Annotated in this window: 7 protein-coding genes; all 7 read left to right on the top strand. The window is 74.6% G+C overall.

Annotated features, from left to right (window positions below):
* Positions 1-268: 268 nt before the first annotated feature.
* Positions 269-1615, top strand: a complete 1347-nt coding sequence (gene ccrA, locus ACWCO8_RS36400; RefSeq protein WP_451035809.1) for a crotonyl-CoA carboxylase/reductase — start codon at positions 269-271, stop codon at positions 1613-1615.
* Between the two features lies 1 nt (position 1616).
* The gene (locus ACWCO8_RS36395) at positions 1617-2615 is read left to right on the top strand and encodes a 3-oxoacyl-ACP synthase III family protein (protein WP_451035808.1); all 999 of its coding nucleotides are present in this window, start codon (positions 1617-1619) and stop codon (positions 2613-2615) included.
* Entirely contained in the window at positions 2612-3547 is a 936-nt protein-coding gene (locus tag ACWCO8_RS36390; RefSeq protein ID WP_451035807.1) for a 3-hydroxybutyryl-CoA dehydrogenase, read from the top strand. Before ACWCO8_RS36395 ends, ACWCO8_RS36390 begins: the two co-directional genes overlap by 4 nt.
* A gap of 110 nt (positions 3548-3657) precedes the next feature.
* A complete protein-coding gene (locus ACWCO8_RS36385; protein ID WP_451035806.1) occupies positions 3658-12855 on the top strand; it encodes a type I polyketide synthase in 9198 nt (3065 codons plus the stop codon).
* Positions 12856-12878: 23 nt separating this feature from the next.
* Entirely contained in the window at positions 12879-17942 is a 5064-nt protein-coding gene (locus tag ACWCO8_RS36380; protein ID WP_451035805.1) for a type I polyketide synthase, read from the top strand.
* Positions 17943-18056: 114 nt separating this feature from the next.
* A complete protein-coding gene (locus tag ACWCO8_RS36375) occupies positions 18057-23648 on the top strand; it encodes a type I polyketide synthase (RefSeq protein WP_451035804.1) in 5592 nt (1863 codons plus the stop codon).
* Positions 23645-25168: an FAD-dependent monooxygenase gene (locus ACWCO8_RS36370; RefSeq protein WP_451035803.1), complete on the top strand. Its 1524-nt coding sequence runs from the start codon at positions 23645-23647 to the stop codon at positions 25166-25168. Before ACWCO8_RS36375 ends, ACWCO8_RS36370 begins: the two co-directional genes overlap by 4 nt.
* Positions 25169-25186 lie beyond the last annotated feature (18 nt).

The following is a 25186-nucleotide window of genomic DNA, read 5'->3' as shown; positions in this document are numbered from 1 at the left end:
ACCCCTGTGCGCAGGGGTGTCCCACCCCAGTGGTCGGGGTGGGGGACCCCCTTGCCGGGGGCCTGGAGCGTGGGTCGTGGCTAGGGGGCGGTTAAGGGTGGGGGTGGGCGCCCGGGATGCGTACCGTCGGGCCTATCGGGGCGGTCGGGTGGCTCACAGTGCGGTGAGGCCGGGCCCGTCCAGCCCCAGGTTCCCGGCATGGCACCCGCGGACGCATCGCGTCCGCCGCTGCCGCCGTGCGCGTCGAGCTCATCACAGAGGGGGAGACATGGATGCTCTGGCCGAGGCCCTGCTCGCGGGGGCCGGACCGGACGAGCTGGAACGGCACGCGTTACCCGCGGAGTACCTGGCCGCGCATCTGCGCGCCGCCGACGTCGACATGTTCGCCGGTATCGAGGACCGGGACGTGCGGAAGTCGCTCCAGGTGGGGCGGGTGCCCATGCCCGAGCTCGCGCCGGACGAGGTGGTCGTCGCCGTCATGGCGAGTTCGGTGAACTACAACACCGTCTGGTCCGCCACGTTCGAGCCGAAGCCCACGTTCGACTTCCTCAAGCGGTACGGCCGCCAGGGCGGCGACGCCGCCCGGCACGACCTGCCGCACCACGTCCTCGGCTCCGACGCCGCCGGCGTCGTCGTCCGGGTCGGGGCCGGGGTCCGGCGCTGGAAGGTCGGCGACCACGTCGTCGTCTCGTGCGTCCAGGTCGACTCCGAGGAGCCGGCCACCCACGCCGACGCGATGCTCGGCGCCGAACAGCGCATCTGGGGCTACGAGACCAACTTCGGCGGCCTCGCCCACTACAGCGTCGTCCGCGCGAGCCAGCTGCTGCCCAAGCCCGGCCATCTGACCTGGGAGGAGGCCGCCGGGGTCATGCTGACCGCGGCGACCTCCTACCGGATGCTCGTCAGCGACAAGGGCGCCCGCGTCAAGCAGGGCGACATCGTGCTGATCTGGGGCGCGACCGGCGGACTCGGCGCCTTCGCCGTCCAGATGGTGAAGAACGCCGGCGGCATCCCGGTCGGCGTCGTCGGCTCCCCGCGCAAGGCCGAACTCCTGCGCCGCCTCGGCTGCGACGTCGTCATCGACCGCTCCGAGATCGGGCTCGGCGGCGACGCCGCCCCCAGCCCGGAACGCACGATCGAGCTCGGCAAGGCGCTCGGCCGCGAGATCCGCCGCCAGGTCGGCGAGGACCCGCACATTGTCTTCGACTACATCGGCCGGGCCACCTTCGGCATCTCCGTCTTCGTCGTCCGCCCCGGCGGCACCGTCGTCACCTGCGGCTCCAGCACGGGATACGACCACCACTTCGACAACCGCTACCTGTGGATGAACCTGAAGCGCGTCGTCGGCAGCCACGCGGCCAACCTCCAGGAGCAGGCCGAGTGCAACCGGCTCTTCCGGCTCGGGCACCTCTCCCCGATCCTCTCCGAGGTCTACCCGCTCGCCGAGGTCGGCGAGGCGGCCCGGCTCGTCCAGGAGAACCGCCACACCGGCAAGGTCGGCGTGCTCTGCCTGGCACCCGAGGAGGGCCTCGGCGTCACCGACCCCGACCTCCGCGCCCGCCTCGGCGAAGCACGCATCAACCCCCTGCGCGCCACCACAGCGGCGGCGGTCTGACATGACGGACCGACAGATCGGGATCCTCGCCACGGGCTCGTACCTGCCCAAACGCGAGGTCGACAACGAGGAGATCGCCGCCCGCGTCGGGGTCACCCCCGAGTGGATCGAGCGGAAGACCCAGATCCGTTCGCGGCGCTACGCCGCCCCCTACGAGGCCACCTCCGACCTGGCCGTGCGCGCCGCCGAGAACGCCCTCGAACAGGCCGGGCTCGCCGCGGACCGACTCGACTACCTCATCGTCTCCACATCGACCGGCGACTTCCCCCAGCCCCCCACCTCCTACCTCGTGCAGACGGCCCTCGGCGCCGTCAACGCCGCCTGCTTCGACGTCAACGTCGTCTGCAGCGGCTTCGTCTACGCCCTCGAACTGGCCCGCTGCCTCGTCGCCGCCGCACCCGACAGCCGGGTCCTGGTCATCGGCGCCGACCTCTACTCCCGCATCCTCGACTTCGACGACCGCCGCACCGCCGTCCTCTTCGCCGACGGCGCGGGCGCCGCCGTCGTCGGCGCGGTACCCGCCCCGTACGGGATCATCGGCGTCGACCTCGCCAGCCGCGGCGACGCCCACGGCCTCATCCGGGTCGAAGCCGGCGGCAGCCGGAACCCGGCCTCGGAGGCCACCGTCGCCGAGGGTGGCCACTTCTTCCGCATGGACGGCCGAGGCGTACGGGACTTCGTCGCCGACCACGTCCCGCAGGCGCTCGGCGGGCTGGCCCGGCGCACCGGCGTGGACCTCGCACGAGTGGACCACTTCGTGCCCCACCAGGCCAACGGCGTCCTGCTGAGCGACGTCGTGGAGCGCGCGGGCCTGACCCGCGCCGTGACCCACCGCACCTTGCGCAAGTACGGAAACGTGGGCAGCGCGTCGGTTCCCGTCGCTCTCGACGACGCCCATCGCAGCGGGGCCCTGTCCCCGGGACAGCTGGTGCTGCTCGCCGGATTCGGCGGCGGCATGTCGATCGGAGCGGCACTTCTGACCTGGGGGACCGGAGCATGACCGAGAGCGGTATCAGCACCAGTACCAGTACGACCACTACTGCCACTGCCACTGCCACGACCGCGAGCGCCGACCCCGCCATCCGTCGCGTCGGCATCGTCGGCAGCGGCATCATGGGCAGCGGCGTCGCCGAACTGTGCGCCCGAGCAGGACTGGACGTCATCGTCCAGGTGTCCTCCGCCAACTCCCTCGTCACCGGACCCCAGCGGCTGACCCGGTCCCTCGACCGGGGCGTCGCCAAGGGCAAGCTGACCGAGCAGGAGCGCGACGCGGCCCTCGACCGGGTCTCCTTCACCCGCGACCTCGGCGAACTCGCCGACCGGCAGCTCGTGATCGAGGCGATCAAGGAGGACGAGCCGCTGAAGCTGGAGCTGTTCGCCACCCTCGACAAGATCCTCACCGACCCGGACGCGATCCTCGCCTCCAACACCTCCTCGCTGCCCATCGTGCGGCTCGCCGGCGCCACCAGCCGGCCCGGCCAGGTGCTCGGCATGCACTTTTTCAACCCCGCAACGGTCATGCCGCTGGTCGAGATCGTCGACTCGGTGCTCACCGAACCGCGGGTGAGCGAGCGGTCCCTGGCCTTCGTGAAGGACGTCCTCGGCAAGAAGCCGATCAAGTCCCCCGACCGGGCCGGCTTCGTCGTGAACGCCCTGCTCTTCCCGTACCTCCTCTCCGCCGTCCGGATGCTCGACTCCGGCCTCGCGACCGCCCAGGTCATCGACGACGGCATGGTCCACGGCTGCTCGCACCCCATGGGTCCGCTGCGTCTTGTCGACCTCATCGGCGTGGACACCACCGTCTCCATCGCGCAGGCCATGTACGAGGAGTTCAAGGAGCCCCTGTACGCGCCCCCGCCGCTGCTGCTGCGCATGGTCGACGGCGGTCTGCTGGGCAAGAAGTCCGGCCGGGGTTTCTACGCGTACGGCTGAGGCTCCTCTTCCGTTCTGTTCTGTTCTCCTTCGCTCCCTCACCTCCCTTCAGCACACCCTCGCCGCGCCCTTCAGCGTGCCCGCGCGACCACGGAAAGGACGAGCACACCATGGACACTGCAGTGCCCGAGGAGCCCATCGCCGTCGTCGGGATGGCCTGCCGCTTCCCCGGAGCGGCGGGGCCCGAGGCGTACTGGCGGCTGCTCACGGCCGGCGAGAGCGCGGTGTCCGACCGGTCGCCCGACGACCGTCCCGGCCTCCCGGCCGGGGCGGTCTCCCGGCCGGCCGGATTCCTCGACGGTGTCGACGCGTTCGATCCCGAGTTCTTCGGGATCACCCCGCGGGAGGCGGCGGCCATCGACCCGCAGCAGCGCCTCATGCTCGAACTCGCCTGGGAGGCGCTGGAGAACGCCGGCGTCGTCCCGGGCACGCTCCAGGGGGCGCGGGCCGGTGTCTTCGTCGGCGCGATCTGGGACGACTACGCGAAACTGGTCCACGAGTACGGCTCCGACGCCGTCACCCACCACACCATCACCGGCGTCAGCCGGGGCATCATCGCCAACCGGGTCTCCTACGTCCTCGGTCTGCGCGGCCCCAGCCTCGTCGTCGACACCGCCCAGTCCTCCTCGCTCGTCGCCGTCCAGCTCGCCTGCGAGAGCCTGCGCAAGGGCGACTCCGAGCTGGCCCTCGCGGGCGGGGTGAGCCTGAACCTGGTTCCCGAGGGCTTCACCGTCGCCGAACGGTTCGGCGCGCTGTCGCCCGACGGGCGTACGTACACCTTCGACGAGCGCGCCAACGGCTATGTACGGGGCGAGGGCGGCGGCGTCGTCGTCCTGAAGACCCTGAGCCGGGCCCGCGCCGACGGCGACACCGTCCACGGTCTCGTCCTGGGCGGCGCCGTCAACAACGACGGCGGCGGCGACAACCTCACCGCCCCGCACGGAGCCGCCCAGGAGGAGGTGCTGCGCCGCTCCTACGAGCGGGCCGGCGTCGATCCCGCCGCCGTCCGCTTCGTCGAGCTGCACGGCACCGGCACCCCCCTCGGCGACCCCATCGAGGCGGCCGCGGTCGGCGCCGTCCTCGGGCACGGCAGCGGCCGGGCGGCCCGGACTCCGCTGCTCGTCGGCTCCGTGAAGCCCACCATCGGCCACCTGGAGGGCGCCGCGGGCATCGCGGGCCTCATCAAGGCGGTTCTCGCCCTGCGGGAGCGCGCCCTCCCCGCGAGCCTCGGCTTCCGCTCCGCCAACCCCGCCATCCCTCTCGACGACCTCCGGCTGCGGGTGAACGACCGCCTCAGCCCTCTGGAGGGCGGAGACGGGGAGGGAGGCTCGGGCGGAGACGGTCGGCTTCTCGCGGGTGTCTCGTCGTTCGGCATGGGCGGTACCAACTGCCACCTCGTTCTGGCCGATCCGGGGACGGTCGTGGAGCAGGAGGGACAGGAGGGGGCGCTGCCGTCGGTCTCTGTACCCCTCCCGCTCGCTGTTTCCGGTCGTACCCCCGACGCCCTGCGCGCTCAGGCCGACGCCCTGCTCGCCCACCTGGACGCCCACCCCGAGCAGCGCCTCGACGACGTCGCCCACTCGCTGGCGGTCACCCGCACCCACTTCGAGCACCGGGCCCTCGTCCTCGCCGAAGGCCCCGACGCGGCGCGGGCCGCGCTCGCCGGGCTCGCCGCCGGGACCAACCCCGCCACCGCGACGACAGGCACCGTCCGCCCCGGTGGACTCGCCTTCCTCTTTACGGGGCAGGGCAGCCAACGCGTCGGTATGGGGCGCGAGTTGTACGACACGTACCCCGTGTTCGCCGCGGCCCTGGACGAGGTCTGCGACCTGCTCGACGAGCACCTCGACCGACCGCTGCGCGAGGTCATGTTCGGGACCGGAACCGAAGAGGACCCGGCGGACGCCGGGCCGCTGCACCGGACCGCGTACACCCAGCCCGCGCTCTTCGCCTACGAGACCGCGCTCTTCCGCCTGTTGACCCACTGGGGTCTCGCCCCCGACGTCGTCGTCGGCCACTCCGTCGGCGAGATCGCCGCGGCCCACTGCGCCGGGGTCCTCTCCCTCAAGGACGCCGCCGCCCTCGTCGCCGCGCGCGGCCGGCTCATGCAGGAGCTGCCGGAGGGCGGGGCCATGGTCTCCGTCCAGGCCTCCGAGGAAGAGGTGCTGCCCACCCTCGCAGGGCTTGAGGGCAGGGTCTCCGTCGCCGCCCTCAACGGCCCGCTGGCCACCGTGCTCGCCGGCGACGAGGACGCCGTGCTCGACCTCGCCGAACTGTGGCGGGGCCGGGGGCGCAAGGCCACCCGGCTGCGCGTCAGCCACGCGTTCCACTCGCCCCGCATGGACCCGATGCTCGACGCCTTCCGCGAGGTGGCGGCCGGCCTCGACTACCGGGCGCCCCGCATCGACGTGGTGTCCAACCTGACGGGCCGTACCGTCGCCGCCCAGTCCATCGCCACGCCCGAGTACTGGGTACGGCACGCCCGCGAGGCCGTCCGCTTCCGCGACGGCATGGGCGCGCTCGCCGAACGCGGCGTGCGCCTCTTCCTGGAGATCGGGCCGGACGCGGTCCTCGCGGCGATGGGCCGCGACTGCCTGCCGGACCGGGACGGGGCCGTGTTCGCCGCGACCGCGCGGCGCGGCAGGCCCGAGGTGCCCGCGCTGCTCGGCGCACTCGCCGCCGTCCACACGCACGGGGCCACCGTGGCGTGGGAGCGGATCGCCGCCGACCGGGGGGCGCGCCGGGTGCCCCTGCCGACGTACGCCTTCCAGCGCCGCTCCTACTGGTTGCCCACGCCCGCCGGCGGAGCCCCGAACGCGCTCTCCCGGGGCGCCTGGAGCCCCCTGGACCTCGCTCAGGCGCAGGAACCGGCCGGCCTGTGGGCCCTCGCGGGCCACGACGACTTCGGCCTGGTCACGGCCCTCACCACCGCCACCGGAGGCGTGACCGTCCACCCGGACGTGACCACCCTGGCTGCGGCCGCGTCGCAGGCCGGGGCGCCCGAGGTGATCCTCGTACCGTGCCCCGTACGTCAGCCCGAGCCTGAGCCCGAGGCCGGCGAGGAGCGCTCCGACGCCGACCGGATCCTCGACCAGGTGCGCGCCTGCCTCGCGGACGACCGCCTCACCGGGGCCCGCCTGGTGTGCGTCACGCGCGGCGCCGTCTCCGCCGGGGCCGAGGACGGCGTGCCGGACCCGGCCGGCAGCAGGCTGTGGGGCCGGCTTCGCGACCTGCGTGCCCAACACCCGGACCGCGTAGGCCTGTTGGACCTGGGTAGCGCGCGGGAGTCGCTGCGGGCGCTGCCCGCCGCGATCGCCTCGGGTGAGCCGGAGATCGCCCTGCGCGACGGCACCTTGCTGGTGCCGGGCAGCGGGCGGCGTGCGGTGGCCCGTGGCGAAGACGTCGCCCCGGCGGACACGACCGCGACGCGGCCGGGGGCGGCCGTCGCGCCCGGAGCGGCCGGGCTCGCGGGCCGGGTCGCCGGACTGTCCCGGGAGGCGGCCGAGCGGCTGGTTGAGGAGGCCGTCCGTACCGATGTCGCCGCTGTCATGGGGTACGCCTCGGCCGACGCCGTCGACACCGTACGCACCTTCAAAGAGCTCGGGTTCGACTCCCTTACGGCCGTTGAGCTGGGCGACCGGCTGAGTACGACCGCAGGATTCCGCCTCCCGGCCACGCTGATCTTCGACCACCCCACGACCGACGCCGTCGTCCGGTACGTACGCGACGAACTCCTCGGTGCGCCCGAGGACTCCACGGCCGCCCTCCGGACCACGTCCGGCCCCGCCGCCCCCGAGGACGACCCGATCGTCGTCGTGGGGATGGGGTGCCGGTATCCGGGTGGGGTGGCGTCGCCTGAGGACCTGTGGCGGTTGGTGGAGTCGGGTCGGGACGCGGTTTCGGGATTTCCGGTGGATCGTGGGTGGGATCTGGAGGAGTTGTACGACCCGGAGGCTGAGCGCCCCGGGACGTCGTACACACGCGAGGGCGGCTTCCTGCATGAGGCGGCCGAGTTCGACGCTGACTTCTTCGGGATCTCGCCGCGTGAGGCGTTGGCGATGGATCCGCAGCAGCGATTGCTCCTTGAGGTCTCGTGGGAGGCGCTGGAGCGGGCCGGGATCGACCCGGCCGGGCTGCGCGGCAGCGCCACCGGCGTCTACGCGGGAACGTTCACCTTCCGCGACCAGGGCGACGCCGGACAGGGCGGCGCCGAGGGGCAGCGGATGACCGGCAGCGCGGCGAGCGTGCTTTCGGGTCGTGTGGCGTACTCGTTCGGTCTTGAGGGGCCGGCGGTGACGGTGGACACGGCGTGCTCGTCGTCGCTGGTGTCGCTCCACATGGCGGTGCAGGCGTTGCGTCAGGGGGACTGCTCCTTGGCGTTGGTGGGTGGGGTGACGGTGATGTCGTCGCCCGGGACGTTTGTGGAGTTCAGTCGGCAGAAGGGGTTGTCGGCGGACGGGCGGTGCAAGGCGTTCGCCGCGTCTGCGGATGGCACCGGCTGGGCCGAGGGTGTGGGTGTGCTCGTGGTCGAGCGGCTTTCGGATGCCGTACGCAATGGGCGTCGGGTGCTGGCTGTGGTGCGGGGTACGGCGGTGAACCAGGACGGTGCTTCAAACGGTCTGACCGCTCCGAACGGTCCGTCGCAGCAGCGGGTGATCCGTAAGGCTTTGGCGGAGGCCGGGCTCTCGGCAAGCGATGTGGACGCCGTTGAGGCGCACGGGACCGGGACCCGGCTGGGTGACCCGATCGAGGCACAGGCACTCCTCGCGACCTACGGGCAGGATCGGGCGGCCGGTGAGCCGCTGTGGTTGGGGTCGCTCAAGTCGAACATCGGGCATGCGCAGGCCGCCGCCGGTGTCGGTGGTGTGATCAAGATGGTCATGGCGATGCGGCACAAGGTGCTTCCGCGGACATTGCACGTCGATGAGCCGACGCCTTTCGTGGACTGGGAGTCGGGTGCGGTCGCGTTGCTCACCGAGCAGCGTGCCTGGCCCGAGACCGGTCGGCCGCTTCGTTCGGCGGTGTCGTCGTTCGGGATCAGTGGCACCAACGCGCATGTGGTCCTGGAGCAGGCCCCGGTCGAGGTCTCGGACGGCCGTCCTGAGGTCGCCGCGCCGCCCCGGCCGCTGCCCCTCGTCCTCTCCGCCACCTCGCCGCAGGCGCTGGTGGAGCAGGCGGCCCGCCTCCGTACCCATCTCGACGCCCTGGACGAGGTGAGCCTGCCGGCCCTCGGGCGCTCCCTTGCCCTTGAGCGGACCGCCTTCGCCCACCGGGCGGCCGTGCTCGCCGAGAGCGCCGCCGACCTTCGGGAAGGACTGGACGCGCTGGCGGCCGGCGGAGTGTCCGGTCGGCTCGTCACCGGCGTGCGGGTGAGCGGGCGGACCGCCTTCCTCTTCACCGGTCAGGGCAGCCAGCGGCCGGGCATGGGGCAGGGGCTGTACGACTCCCACCCGGTGTTCGCCGCGGCCTTCGACGCGGTGTGCGCGGAGCTCGACCGGCACGTCGGGCGCTCGGTGCGCGAGGTCGTCTTCGCCGGCCCCGACGACTGGGAGGAGGGGCTGCTGGACCAGACGCTGTTCACGCAGACGGGCCTCTTCGCCCTGGAGGTGGCCCTCTTCCGGCTCGCCGAGAGCCTGGGCGTCACCCCCGACTACGTCGCCGGCCACTCGATCGGCGAGCTGGCCGCCGCCCACGTCTCGGGCGTTCTTTCGCTGGCCGACGCGGCCGCGCTGGTCGCGGCGCGCGGCAGGCTGATGCAGGCGCTTCCCCAGCACGGCGCCATGGTGTCCGTCCTGGCCCCCGAGGCCGAGATCGCGCCGCTCCTCGCGGGCCGCGAGCACGAGGTGGCCATCGCCGCCGTCAACGGGCCGGGGTCCGTGGTGATCTCCGGCGACACGGACGTGGTCCTCGGCATCGCCCGTGACCTCGGCGCGCGTGGGGTGAAGACCCGTCGCCTGACGGTCAGCCACGCCTTCCACTCGCCCCACATGGACCCGATGCTCGACGACTTCCGTGCTGTGGCCGAGGGCCTGACCTACGCGGCGCCGGTCATCCCGATCGTCTCCGACGTGACCGGCGAGGTGATCCCGGCCGAGGAGGTGTGCTCGCCCGGCTACTGGGTCCGGCACGTGCGCGAGGCCGTCCGCTTCGCCGACACCGTCGGCACCCTGCGCGACGCGGGCGTCACGACCTTCGTCGAACTCGGGCCCGACGGCGTGCTGTCGGCCCTGGGACGGGACTGCGTATCGGACGTCTCGGATGTCCCGGACGTCTCGGACGGGGAGGCGGAGGTGGAGTTCGTACCGCTGCTCCGCAAGGACCGCGACGACGGCCTCGCGCTCGCACAGGGCCTCGCCCGGCTGTGGGTGCGCGACGCCGGACCGTCCTGGGACACCGAACTCGGCGGTTCGGGGGCGCGCCCGGCCGACCTGCCGACGTACGCCTTCCAGCGCAAGCGGTACTGGGCCATGCCCGTCCGTCCGGCCGGAGACCTCGGCGCGTCCGGGCTCGCGCCGGCCGAACACCCCCTGCTCGGCGCGGTGCTCACCCGGGCCGACGCCGACGAGACGCTCTTCACCGGACGCATCTCGCTGAAGACCCACCCCTGGCTCGCCGACCACGCGGTCCTCGGCCGGGTGCTGCTGCCGGGCACCGCCTTCGTGGAGCTGGCCGTACGGGCCGGCGGCGAGGCGGGCGCCGGACACCTGGAGGAACTCGCCCTGGAGGCGCCCCTGGTGCTGCCCGAGCGGGGAGCGGTCCGGCTGCAGGTGGCCGTCGGCGCCCCCGACGATTCCGGGCGCCGCTCGGTGACCCTGCACTCCCGCGTCGAGAACGGCGCGTTCGAGGAGCCGTGGACCCGGCACGCCGGCGGCACCCTCGTGCCCGAGGCGACGGGCGGCCCGGGCTTCGACCTGGCGGTGTGGCCGCCGCGGGACGCGCGGCCGGTGGAGCTGACCGGACGGTATGAGGACCTCGCCGGACAGGGCTTCGCCTACGGCCCGGCCTTCCAGGGGCTGCGGTCCGTGTGGCGCCGGGGCACCGAGGTCTTCGCCGAACTCGCCCTGCCCGACGGGCAGAAGGAACAGGCGGCCGGCTTCGGCCTGCACCCCGCCCTCCTCGACTCGGCGCTGCACGCCATCGAACTGGGCGTCCTTCCGGGCACCGGCGAGCCACGGCTGCCGTTCGTGTGGAGCGGCGTCTCGCTGTACGCCACGGGTGCGGCCGCCGCCCGGGTCCGGCTGGCCCCCGCCGGGGCAGGCTCGGTGACCATCGAGCTCGCCGACGCGACGGGCGCGCCGGTCGCCGCGGTCGCGTCGCTCGCGGTACGGGCCGTGTCGGCCGACCAGTTGGCGGCGGCCGGGGGCCGTGCCCACGAGGCGCTGTTCCGGCCGGCCTGGACGGCGGTCCCGGGCGGTGACGGGACGCGGCGCGGGCCGTGGACGGTCCTCGGCGACGAGGCCCTGCTCGGGCTGCCCGCGGCGGAACGGTTCGCCGATGTGGCCGCCCTCGGCGACGCCGTCGCCGCCGGCCGGCCCGCGCCCGCCGTGGCGGTGCTGCCGCTGACCGGCGGGGTGGGCGGTGACGCCGACGCCGATGCCGTACGCGATGCCGTGCACGGGGCCCTCTCCGTCGTACGGAGCTGGCTGGCCGACGAGCGGCTGGCCGAGTCCCGGCTGGCCGTCGTCACCCGCCGGGCGGTCGCCGCCGCGCCCGACGAGGACGTGCACGACCTGCCGAACGCCGCCGTGTGGGGCCTGCTCCGCGCGGCGCAGACCGAGCACCCCGACCGGCTGGTCCTGGTCGACCTGGACGTGGACGTGGACGTGGACGCGGAGGCCGTAGCCGCTGAAGCGCTGTCCACCGCGCTCTCCACGGACGAACCGCAGGTGGCCATCCGCTCCGGCGCCCCGCGCGTGCCGCGGCTCGAACGCGCGGTGGTCCCGGACGGCGACACCGGCCCGTGGGACCCGGACGGCACGGTCCTCGTCACCGGAGGCACCGGTGCACTGGGCGCCCTCCTCGCCCGCCACCTCGTCGAGCGGCACGGCGTACGGAGCCTGCTCCTTGTCGGCCGCCGGGGGCTCGCGGCCGACGGCGCCGCCGCCCTGCGGGACGACCTGACGGAGCTGGGTGCGGAGGTCTCCGTAGCGGCGTGCGACGTCGCGGACCCGAAGGCCCTGGCGGAGCTGCTCGCCGGGATTCCGGCCGACCGCCCGCTGCGGGCGGTGGTGCACGCGGCCGGAGTCCTCGACGACGGAGTGCTCGAATCGCTGACGCCCGAGCGCATGGAACGCGTACTCCGGCCCAAGGCGGAGGCCGCGTGGAACCTGCACGAAGCCACCCGCGACACACCGCTGACCGCCTTCGTCCTCTACTCCTCCATCCAGGGCCTCCTCGGCGGCGCCGGCCAGGCCAACTACGCGGCGGCCAACACCTTCCTGGACGCCCTGGCCCACCACCGCCGGGCCCAGGGCCTCCCCGCCACCTCGCTCGCCTGGGGCCCCTGGGCCGACGGCGGCATGGCGGCCGGCCTCTCGGCCGCCGACCGCGACCGGTTCGCCCGCACGGGCATGGTCGCGATCGGCGCCGAGCAAGGCATGGAGCTGTTCGACGCCGCCCTGCGGCTCGACACGGCGGCGGCCGTACCGCTGCCGATCGACCCGGCCGCGCTCCGCGCGCTCGGCGCCGGGCTCCCGCCCCTGCTCAGCGGCCTCGTCCGGCCCACGGCCCACAGGGCGGCCGCGGCCGCGGGCCCGTCCACAGGACCGGCCGCGGGACCCACGCTCGCCGAGCGCCTGGCCGGGCGCACCGAGGACGAGCGGCGGCAGCTGCTCCTGGACCTCGTCCGCGCCGAGGTGGCCGGAACCCTCGCGTACGGCGGCGGCGACTCCGTCGACGTGAAGCGGGGCTTCAAGGAGCTGGGCCTCGACTCGCTGACCGCCGTCGAACTGCGCAACCGGCTCGGCCGGACGACCGGGCTGCGGCTCTCCGCGACGCTCGTCTTCGACTACCCGACCCCGGAGGCCGTCGCAGGCCACCTGGTGACCGTCCTGGCACCCGAACCGTCCACGGCCTCCGCCGACGCCCCCGACGAGAACGAGGTCCGCCGCCTGCTCGCGGCCCTCCCGTTCGACCGCCTGCGCCAGGCAGGACTGCTCGACGGCCTGCTCCGACTCGCGCAGGAGACCGGCACCGGCGGCGACCAAGACGCCACTCAGGCGAGCGAAGACCCCGAAGTCACCGAAGACATCGACGACATGGACGTCGATGCCCTCATCCGCATGGCCCGCGCCGGCTCCGAAGCCTGACACGTTCCGAACGGGAGAGAATCATGACGAACACGGCGCCAGACGAACTCGTCGCCGCCCTCCGCGACTCGCTCAAGGAGAACGCCAGGCTCCGCAAGGAGCACCGGCAGCTGACCGACGCGGCCCAGGAACCCATCGCCATCGTGGGGATGGGGTGCCGGTATCCGGGTGGGGTGGCTTCGCCCGAGGATCTGTGGCGGTTGGTGGAGTCGGGTCGGGACGCGGTGTCTGGGTTCCCGGTGGATCGTGGGTGGGATCTGGAGGAGTTGTACGACCCGGAGGCTGAGCGTCCGGGGACGTCGTACGCGCGTGAGGGTGGCTTCCTGCATGAGGCTGCTGAGTTCGACGCTGAGTTCTTCGGTATTTCGCCGCGTGAGGCGTTGGCGATGGACCCGCAGCAGCGGTTGTTCCTCGAAGTGTCGTGGGAGGCGCTGGAGCGGGCCGGGATCGACCCCGCCGATCTGCAGGGCAGCACCACCGGTGTCTACGCCGGGCAGATGTACTACGACTACGGTCCGCCCCTCCACGACCTGGTGGAGGGCGTCGAGGGCTACCGGCTGACCGGAGGCCTGGCCAGCGTGCTGTCCGGCCGGATCGCGTACTCGTTCGGTCTTGAGGGGCCGGCGGTGACGGTGGACACGGCGTGCTCGTCGTCGCTGGTGACGTTGCACATGGCGGTGCAGGCGTTGCGCCAGGGGGACTGCTCCTTGGCGTTGGTGGGTGGGGTGACGGTGATGTCGTCGCCGGGCACGTTTGTGGAGTTCAGTCGGCAGAAGGGGTTGTCGGCGGACGGGCGGTGCAAGGCGTTCGCCGCGTCGGCGGATGGCACCGGCTGGGCCGAGGGTGTGGGTGTGCTCGTGGTCGAGCGGCTTTCGGATGCCGTACGCAATGGGCGTCGGGTGCTGGCTGTGGTGCGGGGTACGGCGGTGAACCAGGACGGTGCTTCGAACGGGCTGACCGCTCCGAACGGTCCCTCCCAGCAGCGGGTCATCCGCCGGGCGCTCGCCGAGGCCGGGCTCTCCGCGCGTGAGGTGGATGCGGTGGAGGGGCACGGGACCGGGACCCGGCTGGGTGATCCGATCGAGGCTCAGGCACTCCTCGCGACGTACGGGCAGGACCGGGCAGAGGGCGATCCGCTGTGGTTGGGGTCGCTCAAGTCGAACATCGGGCATGCGCAGGCCGCCGCCGGTGTCGGTGGTGTGATCAAGATGGTCATGGCGATGCGGCACAAGGTGCTGCCCCGCACGCTGCATGTGGATGAGCCGACGCCGTTCGTGGACTGGGAGTTGGGCGGCGTGGAGCTGCTCACCGAGCAGCGTGCGTGGCCCGAGACGGGTCGGCCCCGCCGTTCGGCGGTGTCGTCGTTCGGGATCAGCGGGACCAACGCGCATGTGGTCCTTGAGCAGGCGCCGGTCGACGTGACCGACGGTGCTCCTGAGGCCCCCGCGCCGCCGCAGCAGCCCCTTCCCCTCGTCCTCTCCGCCAAGAGCCCGGGCGCGCTCGCCACGGGAGCCCGGCGGTTGCGCGAGCATCTCGCCGAGCACGGGGCCGACCTGGCCGGTGTGGCCGACATCGGCTTCTCGCTCGCCTCCCGCCCGGCCTTCGAGCACCGTGCGGTGGTGCTCGGCGCCGACACGGCGGAGCTGCGCGACGGTCTCCTCGCCCTCGCCGAGGGGCGCCCCGCCCCCGGGCTCGCCTCGGGCGTGGCCGATCGGGTCGGCGGCAAGGTGGCCTGCCTGTTCACCGGGCAGGGCAGCCAGCGGCCGGGCATGGGGCGTGAACTGTACGACACCCACCCGGTGTTCGCCGCCGCCTTCGACGCGGTGTGCGACGCCGTGGACGGGCTGCTCGAACGTCCGCTGCGCGAGGTCGTGTTCGCCGAGGAAGGCACCGAGACCGCCGACCTCCTGAACAGCACGGCCTTCACCCAGACCGCCCTGTTCGCGCACGAAGTGGCGCTGTTCCGGCTCCTGGAGAGCTGGGGCCTGCGCCCGGACGTCCTGATGGGGCACTCGGTCGGCGAGCTGGTCGCCGCCCATGTCGCGGGCGTCCTGTCGCTGGCCGACGCGGCAGCGCTGGTCGCGGCGCGCGGCAGGCTGATGCAGGCGCTCCCGCAGAACGGCGCCATGGTGTCCGTCCTCGCTTCCGAGGCCGAGGTCGCGCCGCTGCTCGCGGGCCGGGAGCACGAGGTGGCCGTCGCCGCCGTCAACGGGCCGGGGTCCGTGGTGATCTCCGGCGACACGGACGCGGTGCTCGGCATCGCCGAGGAGCTCGGCGCGCGGGGGGTGAAGACCCGTCGGCTCACGGTCAGCCACGCCTTCCACTCGCCCCACATGGACCCGATCCTCGACGAGTTCCGCGCGGTCGCCGGCAAGATGACCTTCTCCGCGCCGACCGTGCCGATCGTCTCGAACGTCACCGGCCGCCTCCTCACCGCGGAGGAGGCGTGCTCCCCGGAGTACTGGGCCGACCACATCAGAGGAGCCGTACGCTTCCACGACGGTCTGCGCACCCTGTGGTCCCAGTCCGTCGCCACCTGCCTGGAACTGGGGCCGGACGCCGTCCTGACGGCCATGGCGCAGGAGGGCCTGGACGCGGATGCAGCGGCCGAGGCTCCGGTCTCCGACCCCGTCGCCCCCCTGCTGATCGCCACCCAGCGGCGCGGTCGGCCCCAGGCCCGTACCCTCGCCGAGGCGATGGCGCAGGCCTACACGAGCGGCGCGGTCGAGACGGACTGGCGGGTGCTGTACGCGGGCGCCGACGCCCGGAAGGCCGAGCTTCCCACGTACCCCTTCCAGCACAAGCGGTACTGGCTGGAGCACACCAAGCACACCCCCACCACGCCCCTGGACGGCGGGACCGGCGAAGGCGGCGGCCCGGAGCGGCAGTTCTGGTCCGCCGTGCGGGAGCGGGATCTCGACGGCCTGCGGGACCTGTTCGGCCCGGAGACGGCCGACGCGCTCGCCGGAGTCGTACCGGCCCTCGCCGAGTGGAGCGAGGACAGCGCCCGGCGCTCCGCCGTCGAGAACTGGCGCTACCGCGCCGTCTGGTGGCCCGCGGAGGGTCTCGACGACACCGAACTCACCGGCACCTGGCTGGTCGTCGAGCCCCCGGCTTCCGCCGCCACCGGCCTGGCGGCCGAGATCGCGACCGCCCTGGCCGCGCGGGGCGCCCACCCGGTCCGGGTCGTCGTCGATCCGGCGCGGGCGGACCGGGCGTCCGTCGCCCGACAGCTCGCCGAAGCCGAAGCCGAAGCCGCGGGCGAAGCCGAGGCGGCGGACGGCGCCCCGGTCGCGGGAGTCCTGTCCCTGCTCGCCCTCGACACCACCCCGCTCGACGACCACCCGGCCGTCACCCGGGGAACCACCGCCAGCCTGCTCCTGATCCAGGCCTGCGCCGACATCGCCGCCTCGGCAGGGGAGACCGCCGCGCCCCGCCTCTGGCTGCTGACCCAGGGCGCCGTCGGCACCGGCGGCCAGGACCTGACCACCGACCCGGCGCAGGCCCAGGTGTGGGGCCTGGCCCGGACCGCCGCGCTGGAGCACCCGCGGCTGCTGGGCGGGGCCGTCGACCTCCCGGCCGCGCCGGGCGCGGACGACCTGCGCCGCCTTGCGGCCGTGCTTGCCGCCCCCGCCGACGAGGACCAGGTTGCCATCAGGCCCGCGGGCACGCTCGTACGGCGCTTGGTGCGCGCCACCGCAGGCCGTCCGGGCGACTCCGCCTGGACGCCCCGCGGCACCGTCCTCGTCACCGAGGGCACGTGGGGCACGGGCGCGCGGGTCGCCCGCCGCCTGGCCGAGTTGGGCGCCGAGCACCTCGTGCTCACCCACGCCCCCGGGACCACCGCCCCCGGCGCCGAGGAGACCGTGGCCGAACTCGGCGCCCTGGGTGTCGAGGTGACCGTCGCCCCCTGCGACCTCGGCGACCGGGCCGCGGTGGCCGCCCTGCTCGCCGCCGTACCGGCGGAGCGGCCGCTCACCGCCGTCGTCCACGCCGCCGCCGAACTGGGCGCGGCCGCGCTGACCGAGACGGACGCGGCACAGTTCGCCCGTACGGTGAGCGCCACGGTGGCCGGCGCGGCGCACCTGCACGAGCTGCTGGCCGAGGGCGACGCCGAAGACCTGGACGCCTTCGTCCTGTTCACGTCGGTCGCCGGGGTGTGGGGGAGCGGCGGCCAGGGCGCGTACGGTGCGGCCACCGCCCACCTCGACGCGCTCGCCGACCACCGTCGCGCAGGTGGCCGTACCGCGACCGCGCTGGCCTGGAGCGTCTGGGCGGACACCGCTGTGTCCGCCGACGCCACGGCCGACCCGGCGGCCGAGCAGGCCCGCCGCGACCAGCTCCGCCGCCTCGGCCTGGCCGAACTCGACCCCGAGCGGGCCCTGGACGCCATGCTGGAGGCCGTCGGCCGGGCGCACGCCGGCCAGGTGGTCGCCGACGTGGACTGGGAGCGGTTCGCCCCGGCCCTCGGCGCCGTGCGGACCAGTCCGCTCCTGCGCGCGCTGCCCGAGGCCGTACAGGCCTTGGAGGAGCCCGCCGCGGGCGGTTCCGGGGCCCCCGAGGGCGCGGCCGAGACCCTGCGGGCGTCGCTCGCGGGACGGTCCGCGGCCGAGCAGGACCATCTGCTGACCGAGCTGGTCAGGGCCGAGATCGCCGTCGTCCTCGGCCACTCGGGGCCCGAGGCCGTGCCCGCCGGCAAGGCCCTGAAGGACCTCGGGCTCGACTCGATGTCCGCCGTGACCCTGCGGAACCGGCTGGGCGCGGCGAGCGGTCTGCGGCTGCCCGCGACGCTCGTCTTCGACCACCCGACCCCCGCCGCCGTCGCCGCGCTCCTGCGCGCCGAGCTCGCTCCGGAGGAGCCGGGCACGGACATCGAGCAGGAGATCGACCGTCTGGAGGCCCTGCTGGACGAGGTCGCCCCGGACCGGGGCACACGGGACCGGATCGGCACCCGCCTCCAGTCCCTGATCGGCCGCCTCGCCGACCAGGACGCGGAGGCTCCGGCGGCCGGTGTCGCCGCACGCCTCGACGCGGCATCGGACGACGACATCTTCGCCTTCATCGACAGCGAACTCGGCACCGGCTGAGCCTGGTCGGCCCCGGCTGACCCGGCCGACCCCGGCACCCCGACCGGCCCCGGTCGCAGCGGCCCCCGCCCCACCCGACATCAGCGCGACCCTTCCCCCCAGAGCGAGGAACGGATGAACGCCACACCTGACGAGAACAAGCTCCGCGACTATCTGAAGCGCGTCACCGTCGAGCTCACCGAGTCCCGCCGCCGCCTCAAGGAGACCGAGGACCGGCGCCACGAGCCCATCGCCGTCGTGGGGATGGCCTGCCGGTTCCCCGGCGGGGTGCGCTCACCGGAGGACCTGTGGCGCGTGGTCGAGGGCGGCGCCGACGCGATCGGCGGCTTCCCGACCGACCGGGGATGGGACGAGGACCTCTACGACCCCGACCCCGACCGGGTCGGCCGGACCGTCACCACCCGGGGCGGCTTCCTCTACGAGGCCGCCGAGTTCGACGCCGAGTTCTTCGGGATCTCGCCGCGCGAGGCGCTCGCGATGGACCCGCAGCAGCGGCAGTTCCTGGAGGTGTCCTGGGAGGCGTTCGAGCGGGCCGGGATCGACCCGGCCGCGCTGCGCGGCAGCCGTACCGGTGTCTACGCCGGCTGTGTCACCGACGACTACCAGCTCACCCTCCAGCAGGCCCCCGGCGAGATCGAGGGGTACCGGATGACGGGCGCCGCGCGCAGCGTGGTCTCCGGCCGGGTGGCGTACACCCTCGGCCTGGAAGGGCCGGCCGTCACCGTGGACACGGCCTGCTCCTCCTCCCTGGTCGCCCTCGACCTCGCCGTGCAGGCGCTGCGCCGCGACGAGTGCGGTCTCGCGCTCGCCGGCGGCGTGACGATCCTCGCCACGCCCACCGAGTTCGTGAACTTCAGCCGCCAGCGCGGCTTCTCCTCCGACGGCCGCTGCAAGGCCTTCGCCGCGTCCGCGGACGGTACGGGCTGGGCCGAGGGCGTGGGCGTGCTCGTACTGGAGCGGCTGTCGGACGCCGTACGCAACGGGCGACGGATCCTCGCGGTCGTACGCGGCACGGCGGTGAACCAGGACGGTGCGTCGAACGGCCTGACCGCTCCGAACGGACCGTCCCAGCAGCGGGTGATCCGCCGGGCCCTCGCCGAGGCGGGGCTCGCGCCTCGCGATGTCGACGCCGTCGAGGCGCACGGGACGGGGACCCGGCTCGGTGACCCGATCGAGGCGCAGGCACTGCTCGCGACCTACGGGCAGGACCGGGCGGTCGGTGAGCCGCTGTGGTTGGGGTCGCTCAAGTCCAACATCGGGCACACGCTCGCCGCCGCCGGCGTGGGCGGTGTGATCAAGATGGTCATGGCGATGCGGCACGGGGTGCTCCCGCACACCCTGCACGTGGACGAGCCGACACCGTTCGTGGACTGGGAGTCGGGCGGTGTGGAGCTGCTCACCGAGCAGCGCGGGTGGCCCGAGACCGGCCGGCCCCGCCGCTCGGCCGTCTCCTCGTTCGGCATGAGCGGGACCAACGCGCACGTGGTTCTGGAGCAGGCACCCGCTGTCGAATCCGTGGACGCCGAAGCCCAACCCGCCCCCGAGCAGCCCGTGTTGCCGTTCCTCGTCTCGGGGCGCGGACCCCACGCGCTGCGCGCCCAGGCCGCCCGGCTCGCGGCCCACCTGAAGGCACGCCCCGAGGAGGACCTCGCCGACGTCGCCCACGCGCTCGCCACGACCCGGACCGGCCTCGACCACCGTGCCGTCGTCCTCGGCTCCACCCCGGACAGCGTCCTGGCCGGGCTTGCCGGCCTGGCCGAGGGCGAGGCCCGTACGGCGTCCGTCGCGGGCGTGGTCCGGGACCGTGGCCGTACGGTCTTCGTCTTCCCCGGCCAGGGCTCCCAGTGGACGGGCATGGCCGTCGAACTCCTCGACACCTCGCCCGTCTTCGCCGACCGGCTGCGCGCCTGCGCCCGTGCCGTCGGCGCCCATGTCGACTGGGACGTGGAGGACGTGCTCCGCGAGCGGGAGGGCGCCCCTTCCCTCGAACGCATCGAGATCGTCCAGCCCGTGCTCTTCTCGGTCATGGTGTCCCTGGCCGAGCTGTGGCGCTCCCACGGCGTCGAACCGGACGCCGTCGTCGGCCACTCCCAGGGCGAGATCGCCGCGGCGGCCGTCACCGGCGCGCTGACCCTCGACGACGCCGCCCGGCTCATCGTGCTGCGCTCGCAGCTCTTCGCCGACGAACTCGTCGGCCGGGGAGCCGTCGCCTCGGTCGCCCTCTCCCGGGACGAACTCGAGCCGAGGCTCGCGCCGTACGGGGAACGGCTGACCGTCGCGGGCCTCAACAGCCCGCGTCTGGTGACCGTGGCCGGCGAGACGGCGGCGCTGGAGGAGCTGGTCGCCGCGCTCGGCGCCGACGGGGTCCGGGCCCGGATCGTCCCGGCCACCGTCGCCTCGCACAGCCCCCAGGTCGACCGCCTGCGCGAACGCATCGCGGACCTGCTGGAGTTCGTACGGCCCCAGGCGGGGCGGGTCCCGCTCTACTCCACCGTCACCGGCGAGGTGCTCGACGGATCCGAACTGACCGCCGCCTACTGGTTCGAGAACTGCCGGCGCCCTGTCGCCTTCGAACCCGTGCTGCGGCGGCTCTTCGCCGACGGGTTCGACGTCTTCGTCGAGTCCAGCGCCCACCCGGTGCTCACCCTCGGCGTCGAGGAGACCGCCGAGGCCGCCGGGGCCGAACTGCTGGTCTCCGGCACGCTGCGCCGCAACCAGGGCGGCCTGCAGCGCTTCTACACGACCCTCGGCGAACTCCACGTCGGCGGCGTCCCGGTGGACTGGACCCCGGCGTTCGCCGGCCGCAGCGGCCGCCGTACCGAACTGCCGACGTACGCCTTCCAGCACCGCCGCTACTGGGTGGAAGGGGCCACCGGGCCGGACACCACCGCGCCCGCCGACGCCCTCGACGCCGCGTTCTGGGCGACCGTCGAACGCGAGGACCTCGAAGCCCTCGCGGCCACCCTCGGCGTCGACGCCGGGCCGCTCGGCGCCGTCCTGCCGGCTCTCGCCTCCTGGCGCCGCGAGAGCCGCGCGGACGCGGACCTGGAGTCGCTGCGCTACCGGGTGACCTGGCACGCCGCCGGCGATCCCCTCACGGCCGGGCCCACCGGACACTGGCTGGTCGCCCTGCCAGCAGGTGCCCCGGACGCTCCGCTGGTCAGGGCCGTTGTCGGCGCTCTGGAGGCGGGCGGAGCCCGCCCCTCCCTCGTCATGGTGGCCGCCGACGACAGCCGCGCGGAGCTCACCGAGCGGCTGCGCGCCGCGACCGCGGGGGACCCGCCCGCCGGGGTGCTGTCCCTGCTCCCGCTGGACAGCACGGCCGACACCGCCCGCCCCGCGTTGCCGAAGGGCCTCGCGGGGACCCTGCTCCTCCTCCAGGCCGTGTCCGACGCGGGCCTCGACCGCCAGGTGTGGTCGGTGACCCGGGGCGCCGTCGCGGTCGGCGCCGCCGACCGGGTCGACGAGCCCGCGCAGGCCGAGGTGTGGGGCCTCGGCGAGGTCGCCCGGCTCGAAGTGCCGCACCTGTGGGCGGGGATCGTCGACCTGCCCGAGGAGCCCACCGGGCGCGACCTGCTCCGGCTCACCGCGGTCCTCGCCGGTTCGGTCGACGAGAGCGGGCTCGCGGTCCGGCCGTACGGGCTCTTCGCCCGCCGGCTCGTCCGCGCCCCGCGCACCCCTTCCCGTACCGCCTCCGGCGTGCCCACGGTCCACGGCACCGTCCTCGTCACGGCCGGCACCAGCGGGCCCGGCGCCCACCTGGCCCGCCAACTCGCCCGGGAGGGAGCCGCCCACCTGCTGCTGACCGCGGACGGCTCCGAGGACGGTACGGGCGAAGCCGAACTGGTCGCCGCCCTGGAGAAGTCGGGCGCACGGGTGACCGTCGCGCGGATCGACCCCGCCGACCGCGAGGCGCTCGCCGCGCTGCTCGAAGGGCTGCCCGACGACGCGCCGCTGACCGGCGTCTTCCACACCGCCGGGCTGCTGGAGGAGGAGGCCCTCGGCACCCTCACCACCGACCGGCTCGCGACCGTCCTGCGCACCAGGACCCTCGGCGCCCGTCACCTGCACGAACTGACCCGGCAGCGGGAGCTCGCCGCCTTCGTGCTGTTCTCCTCCGTCTCCGCCGTCCTCGGCGCGGGTCTCGGTCTCGCCGGGCACGCCGCCGCCAACGCCTACCTCGACGCGCTGGCCGAACAGCGCCGCGCCGACGGGCTGCCCGCGACCTCGCTGGCCTGGGGCGTGTGGGACGAGGAGCCCGCCGAGCCGGAGGCGGCAGCCGAGGCGGCGACACGGCGCGAGCGCCTGACGCGGCGCGGCCTGCCGCCGCTCGCCCCGCGGCGAGCCCTCGCCGCGCTGCGCCGGGCCCTCGACGCGGACACGCCCACCCAGGTCCTCGCCGACATCGACTGGGACACCTATCTGAGGGTGCTGGTGGCCGGGCGGCACGAACCGTTCCTCGGCCTCGTCCCCGAGGTCGCGCGCGCCGCGGGCCAGGGCGCGGGTGGCCGCGACCGGGCCGCCGCGGAGCTCGCGAAGCTCCAGGGGGCGAGCCCGGCCGAGCGCCACGCGCTGCTGCTCGGCCTGGTGCGCGCCGAGATCGCGGAACTCCTCGGGCACGACACCCCGGAGGCCGTGGAAGCCCGCCGCGACTTCCTCGAACTCGGCATGGACTCGGTGGGCGCCGTGGCGCTCCGGACCCGCCTGGAGAAGGTCCTGGGGACCAAGCTGCCCGCCCGCCTCGTCCTCGACCACCGCACACCCGACAGCCTCGCGTCCTTCCTGTCCGACGCGTTCGCTCCGGGGACCGGTGAGGAGGAAGCGGGCGATCCGGCGGACGGGCTCGCCGCCCGGTACCTGGCGGCCGTCGCCGCCGACGGGCGCGCGGACGCCTTCGCGGGCCCGCTCGCCGAAGCGGTGGCCGCCCGTGCCGCGTTCGAGGAGCCGGGACCCGACGACATCCCCGAGTCGGTGCTGATCACCTCCGGCGGCCGGGGGCCCGTCCTGATCTGCCTGCCCACCGTGCTCGCCACCTCGGGGCCGCACCAGTTCGCCCGCTTCGCGGCGGGCCTCGGCGGCGAGCAGGAGGTCGCGGCGCTGAGCCTGACCGGCTTCGCCGGCGGGCAGCGGCTGCCCGCGTCCCTCGACGCGCTCACCGCCGCCCTCGCCGAGGCGGTGCGCCGCCGCGCCGACGGGGCCCCCTTCGCGCTCGCCGGCTACTCGTCCGGCGGCGTCCTCGCCCACGCGGTCACGGCCCTCCTGGAGGCGGACGGCGTGCTGCCCGAGGCGCTGGTGCTGCTCGACACGTACGTCCCCGGCAGCGACGAACTCACCGCCGTCGGACCGGCGCTGATGCGGGGCATGGCCCTGCGGCTCGCCGAGTTCGAGCCGCTCGGCTCCGAGCGGGTCACCGCCATGGCCGCCCACCTGGACCTCCTCGCCGACTGGCGGCCCGCCGACATCAAGGCCCCGGTCCTCCTCGTCCGCCCGGACCGCCCCGTACCCGGGGATGCCCTCCCGGCCGACGACGCCTGGCGGTCCGTCTGGCCGGGGCGGCACGAGGCCGTCACGGTCCCCGGCGACCACTTCTCGCTCATCGAGGAGGACGCCGTCACCACCGCGCACGCCGTCCGCACCTGGTGGGACCGCACGGTCCCCGGCGGCGCCGCGCCCGCCCCCGACTCGGCGAAGGAGCCGTCCGCATGACCGACAAGGACCTGACCGAGCAGGACAGCTCACCACAGGAAGAGCCGCGCCCGCGCCGCACCCCCGTCCTGGTCGTGGGCGCCGGGCCGGTGGGCCTCGCCGTCGCCTGCGCCCTGTGGCAGCGGGGTGTCCCGGCCCGGATCGTCGAGGCCCAGGCGGACCCGCACCAGGGCTCCCGCGCCGTGCAGCTCCACCCCCCGACGCTCCGCGTCTTCCAGGAGCTCGGCATCCTCGACGAGGCCGAGCGGCTCGGCCTGAAGATCCGTACGACCAGCTACCACCTGGCCGGCGGCCGCACCCTGCGGGTCGCGCTCGGCGCCGAGAACGAACCGCTGATGCTCCCTCAGCAGGACACCAGCCGCCTCCTGGAGGAGGCCCTGCTCCGGGCGGGCGGCCGGGTGGAGCGCTCCGTGCGGGTGACGTCCGTGGCCCTCGCGGACGACGGCGTCACGGTGAAGGCCGAGGGGCCGCGGGGCACGGAGGTCATCGAGGCCGACTGGCTCGTCGCCGCCGACGGCGTCCGCAGCACCGTCCGCGAACTGCTCGGCGTCGACTTCGACGGTTCCCCGGTCGCCACCGGCTTCCTGCTCGCCGAGGGGCGCATCGACGGGGCCTTCGAGCGGGACGCGGTCCACTACTTCCTGGGCCGTACGGGCTCGGTGGTCTTCGCCGGCATGCCCGGTGACCGGATCAGGGTCTCCGGCGCGGTCCCCGACGACCACCCGACGACGCCCGAGGGCGTCCAGCGGCTGCTCGACGAGCGCGGCCCGGGCGGCATCACCATCGAGGACCTCGACATGGTCGGCCGGTTCACCAGCCAGGAGCGGATCGCCGCCGCCCTGCGCAAGGGCCGCTGCCTGCTCGCGGGGGACGCCGCCCACACGCACTCCCCGCTGGGCGGGCAGGGCCTCAACCTCGGTATCCAGGACGCGCACAACCTCGCCTGGAAGCTGTCCGGCGTGTGCACCGGCGCGCTGCACGCGCGCGTGCTCGACACGTACGAGGCGGAGCGGCGAGGAGCCGCCGAGCAGATCGTCCGGATCACGCACCGGTTCCTGAAGGTCTTCATGCTCGGCCCGTTCGCGGCCCGGGTGCGCAACACGGTGTGGAGCTCCCTGGAGGCGACCGGCGTGCTCCGCCGCTGGTTCGTCCCGCTCCTCGCCGGCTGGCGTATCCATTACCCCGACACCCTGTCCGAGGCCCCGGCGGGCTCCGCCCGGTCCGGGCGGCCGCGCGGGCTGCCCGCCCCCGGCCGGCGGGCGCCGCACTGGGTGCCGGCGGAGCGGGAGGCCGGTCCCGCCGGGTTCCGGCTCGTGACCACGGGGCCCGCGGGCGGCGCCGTCGCCCTGCGGGGCCGGGCGTGGGCGGAGCGGGCCCCGCTGCCGGTCGGGCACGTCCATGTGCCCCGGCGCGCCGCCGGTTTCGTGCTCGTACGGCCCGACGGCTATGTCGCGGCCGCCGGTGGCACGCCCGCCGAACTCGCCGATGCCGGCCGCCTGCTGGCCCGTATCGCGCGCTGACCCGACGAGGACAAAGGA

The organism is Streptomyces sp. NPDC001927, from assembly GCF_053594455.1.
Note: the sequence above shows the minus strand (reverse complement) of the source record. Positions and strands in the feature narration are given on the sequence as shown.

Excerpts from the sequence above, each read along its gene's own strand:
- ccrA (WP_451035809.1), top strand. The coding sequence starts at position 269 with ATGGATGCTCTGGCCGAGGCCCTGCTCGCGGGGGCCGGACCGGACGAG.
- ACWCO8_RS36395 (WP_451035808.1), top strand. The coding sequence starts at position 1,617 with ATGACGGACCGACAGATCGGGATCCTCGCCACGGGCTCGTACCTGCCC.
- ACWCO8_RS36390 (WP_451035807.1), top strand. The coding sequence starts at position 2,612 with ATGACCGAGAGCGGTATCAGCACCAGTACCAGTACGACCACTACTGCC.
- ACWCO8_RS36385 (WP_451035806.1), top strand. The coding sequence starts at position 3,658 with ATGGACACTGCAGTGCCCGAGGAGCCCATCGCCGTCGTCGGGATGGCC.
- ACWCO8_RS36380 (WP_451035805.1), top strand. The coding sequence starts at position 12,879 with ATGACGAACACGGCGCCAGACGAACTCGTCGCCGCCCTCCGCGACTCG.
- ACWCO8_RS36375 (WP_451035804.1), top strand. The coding sequence starts at position 18,057 with ATGAACGCCACACCTGACGAGAACAAGCTCCGCGACTATCTGAAGCGC.
- ACWCO8_RS36370 (WP_451035803.1), top strand. The coding sequence starts at position 23,645 with ATGACCGACAAGGACCTGACCGAGCAGGACAGCTCACCACAGGAAGAG.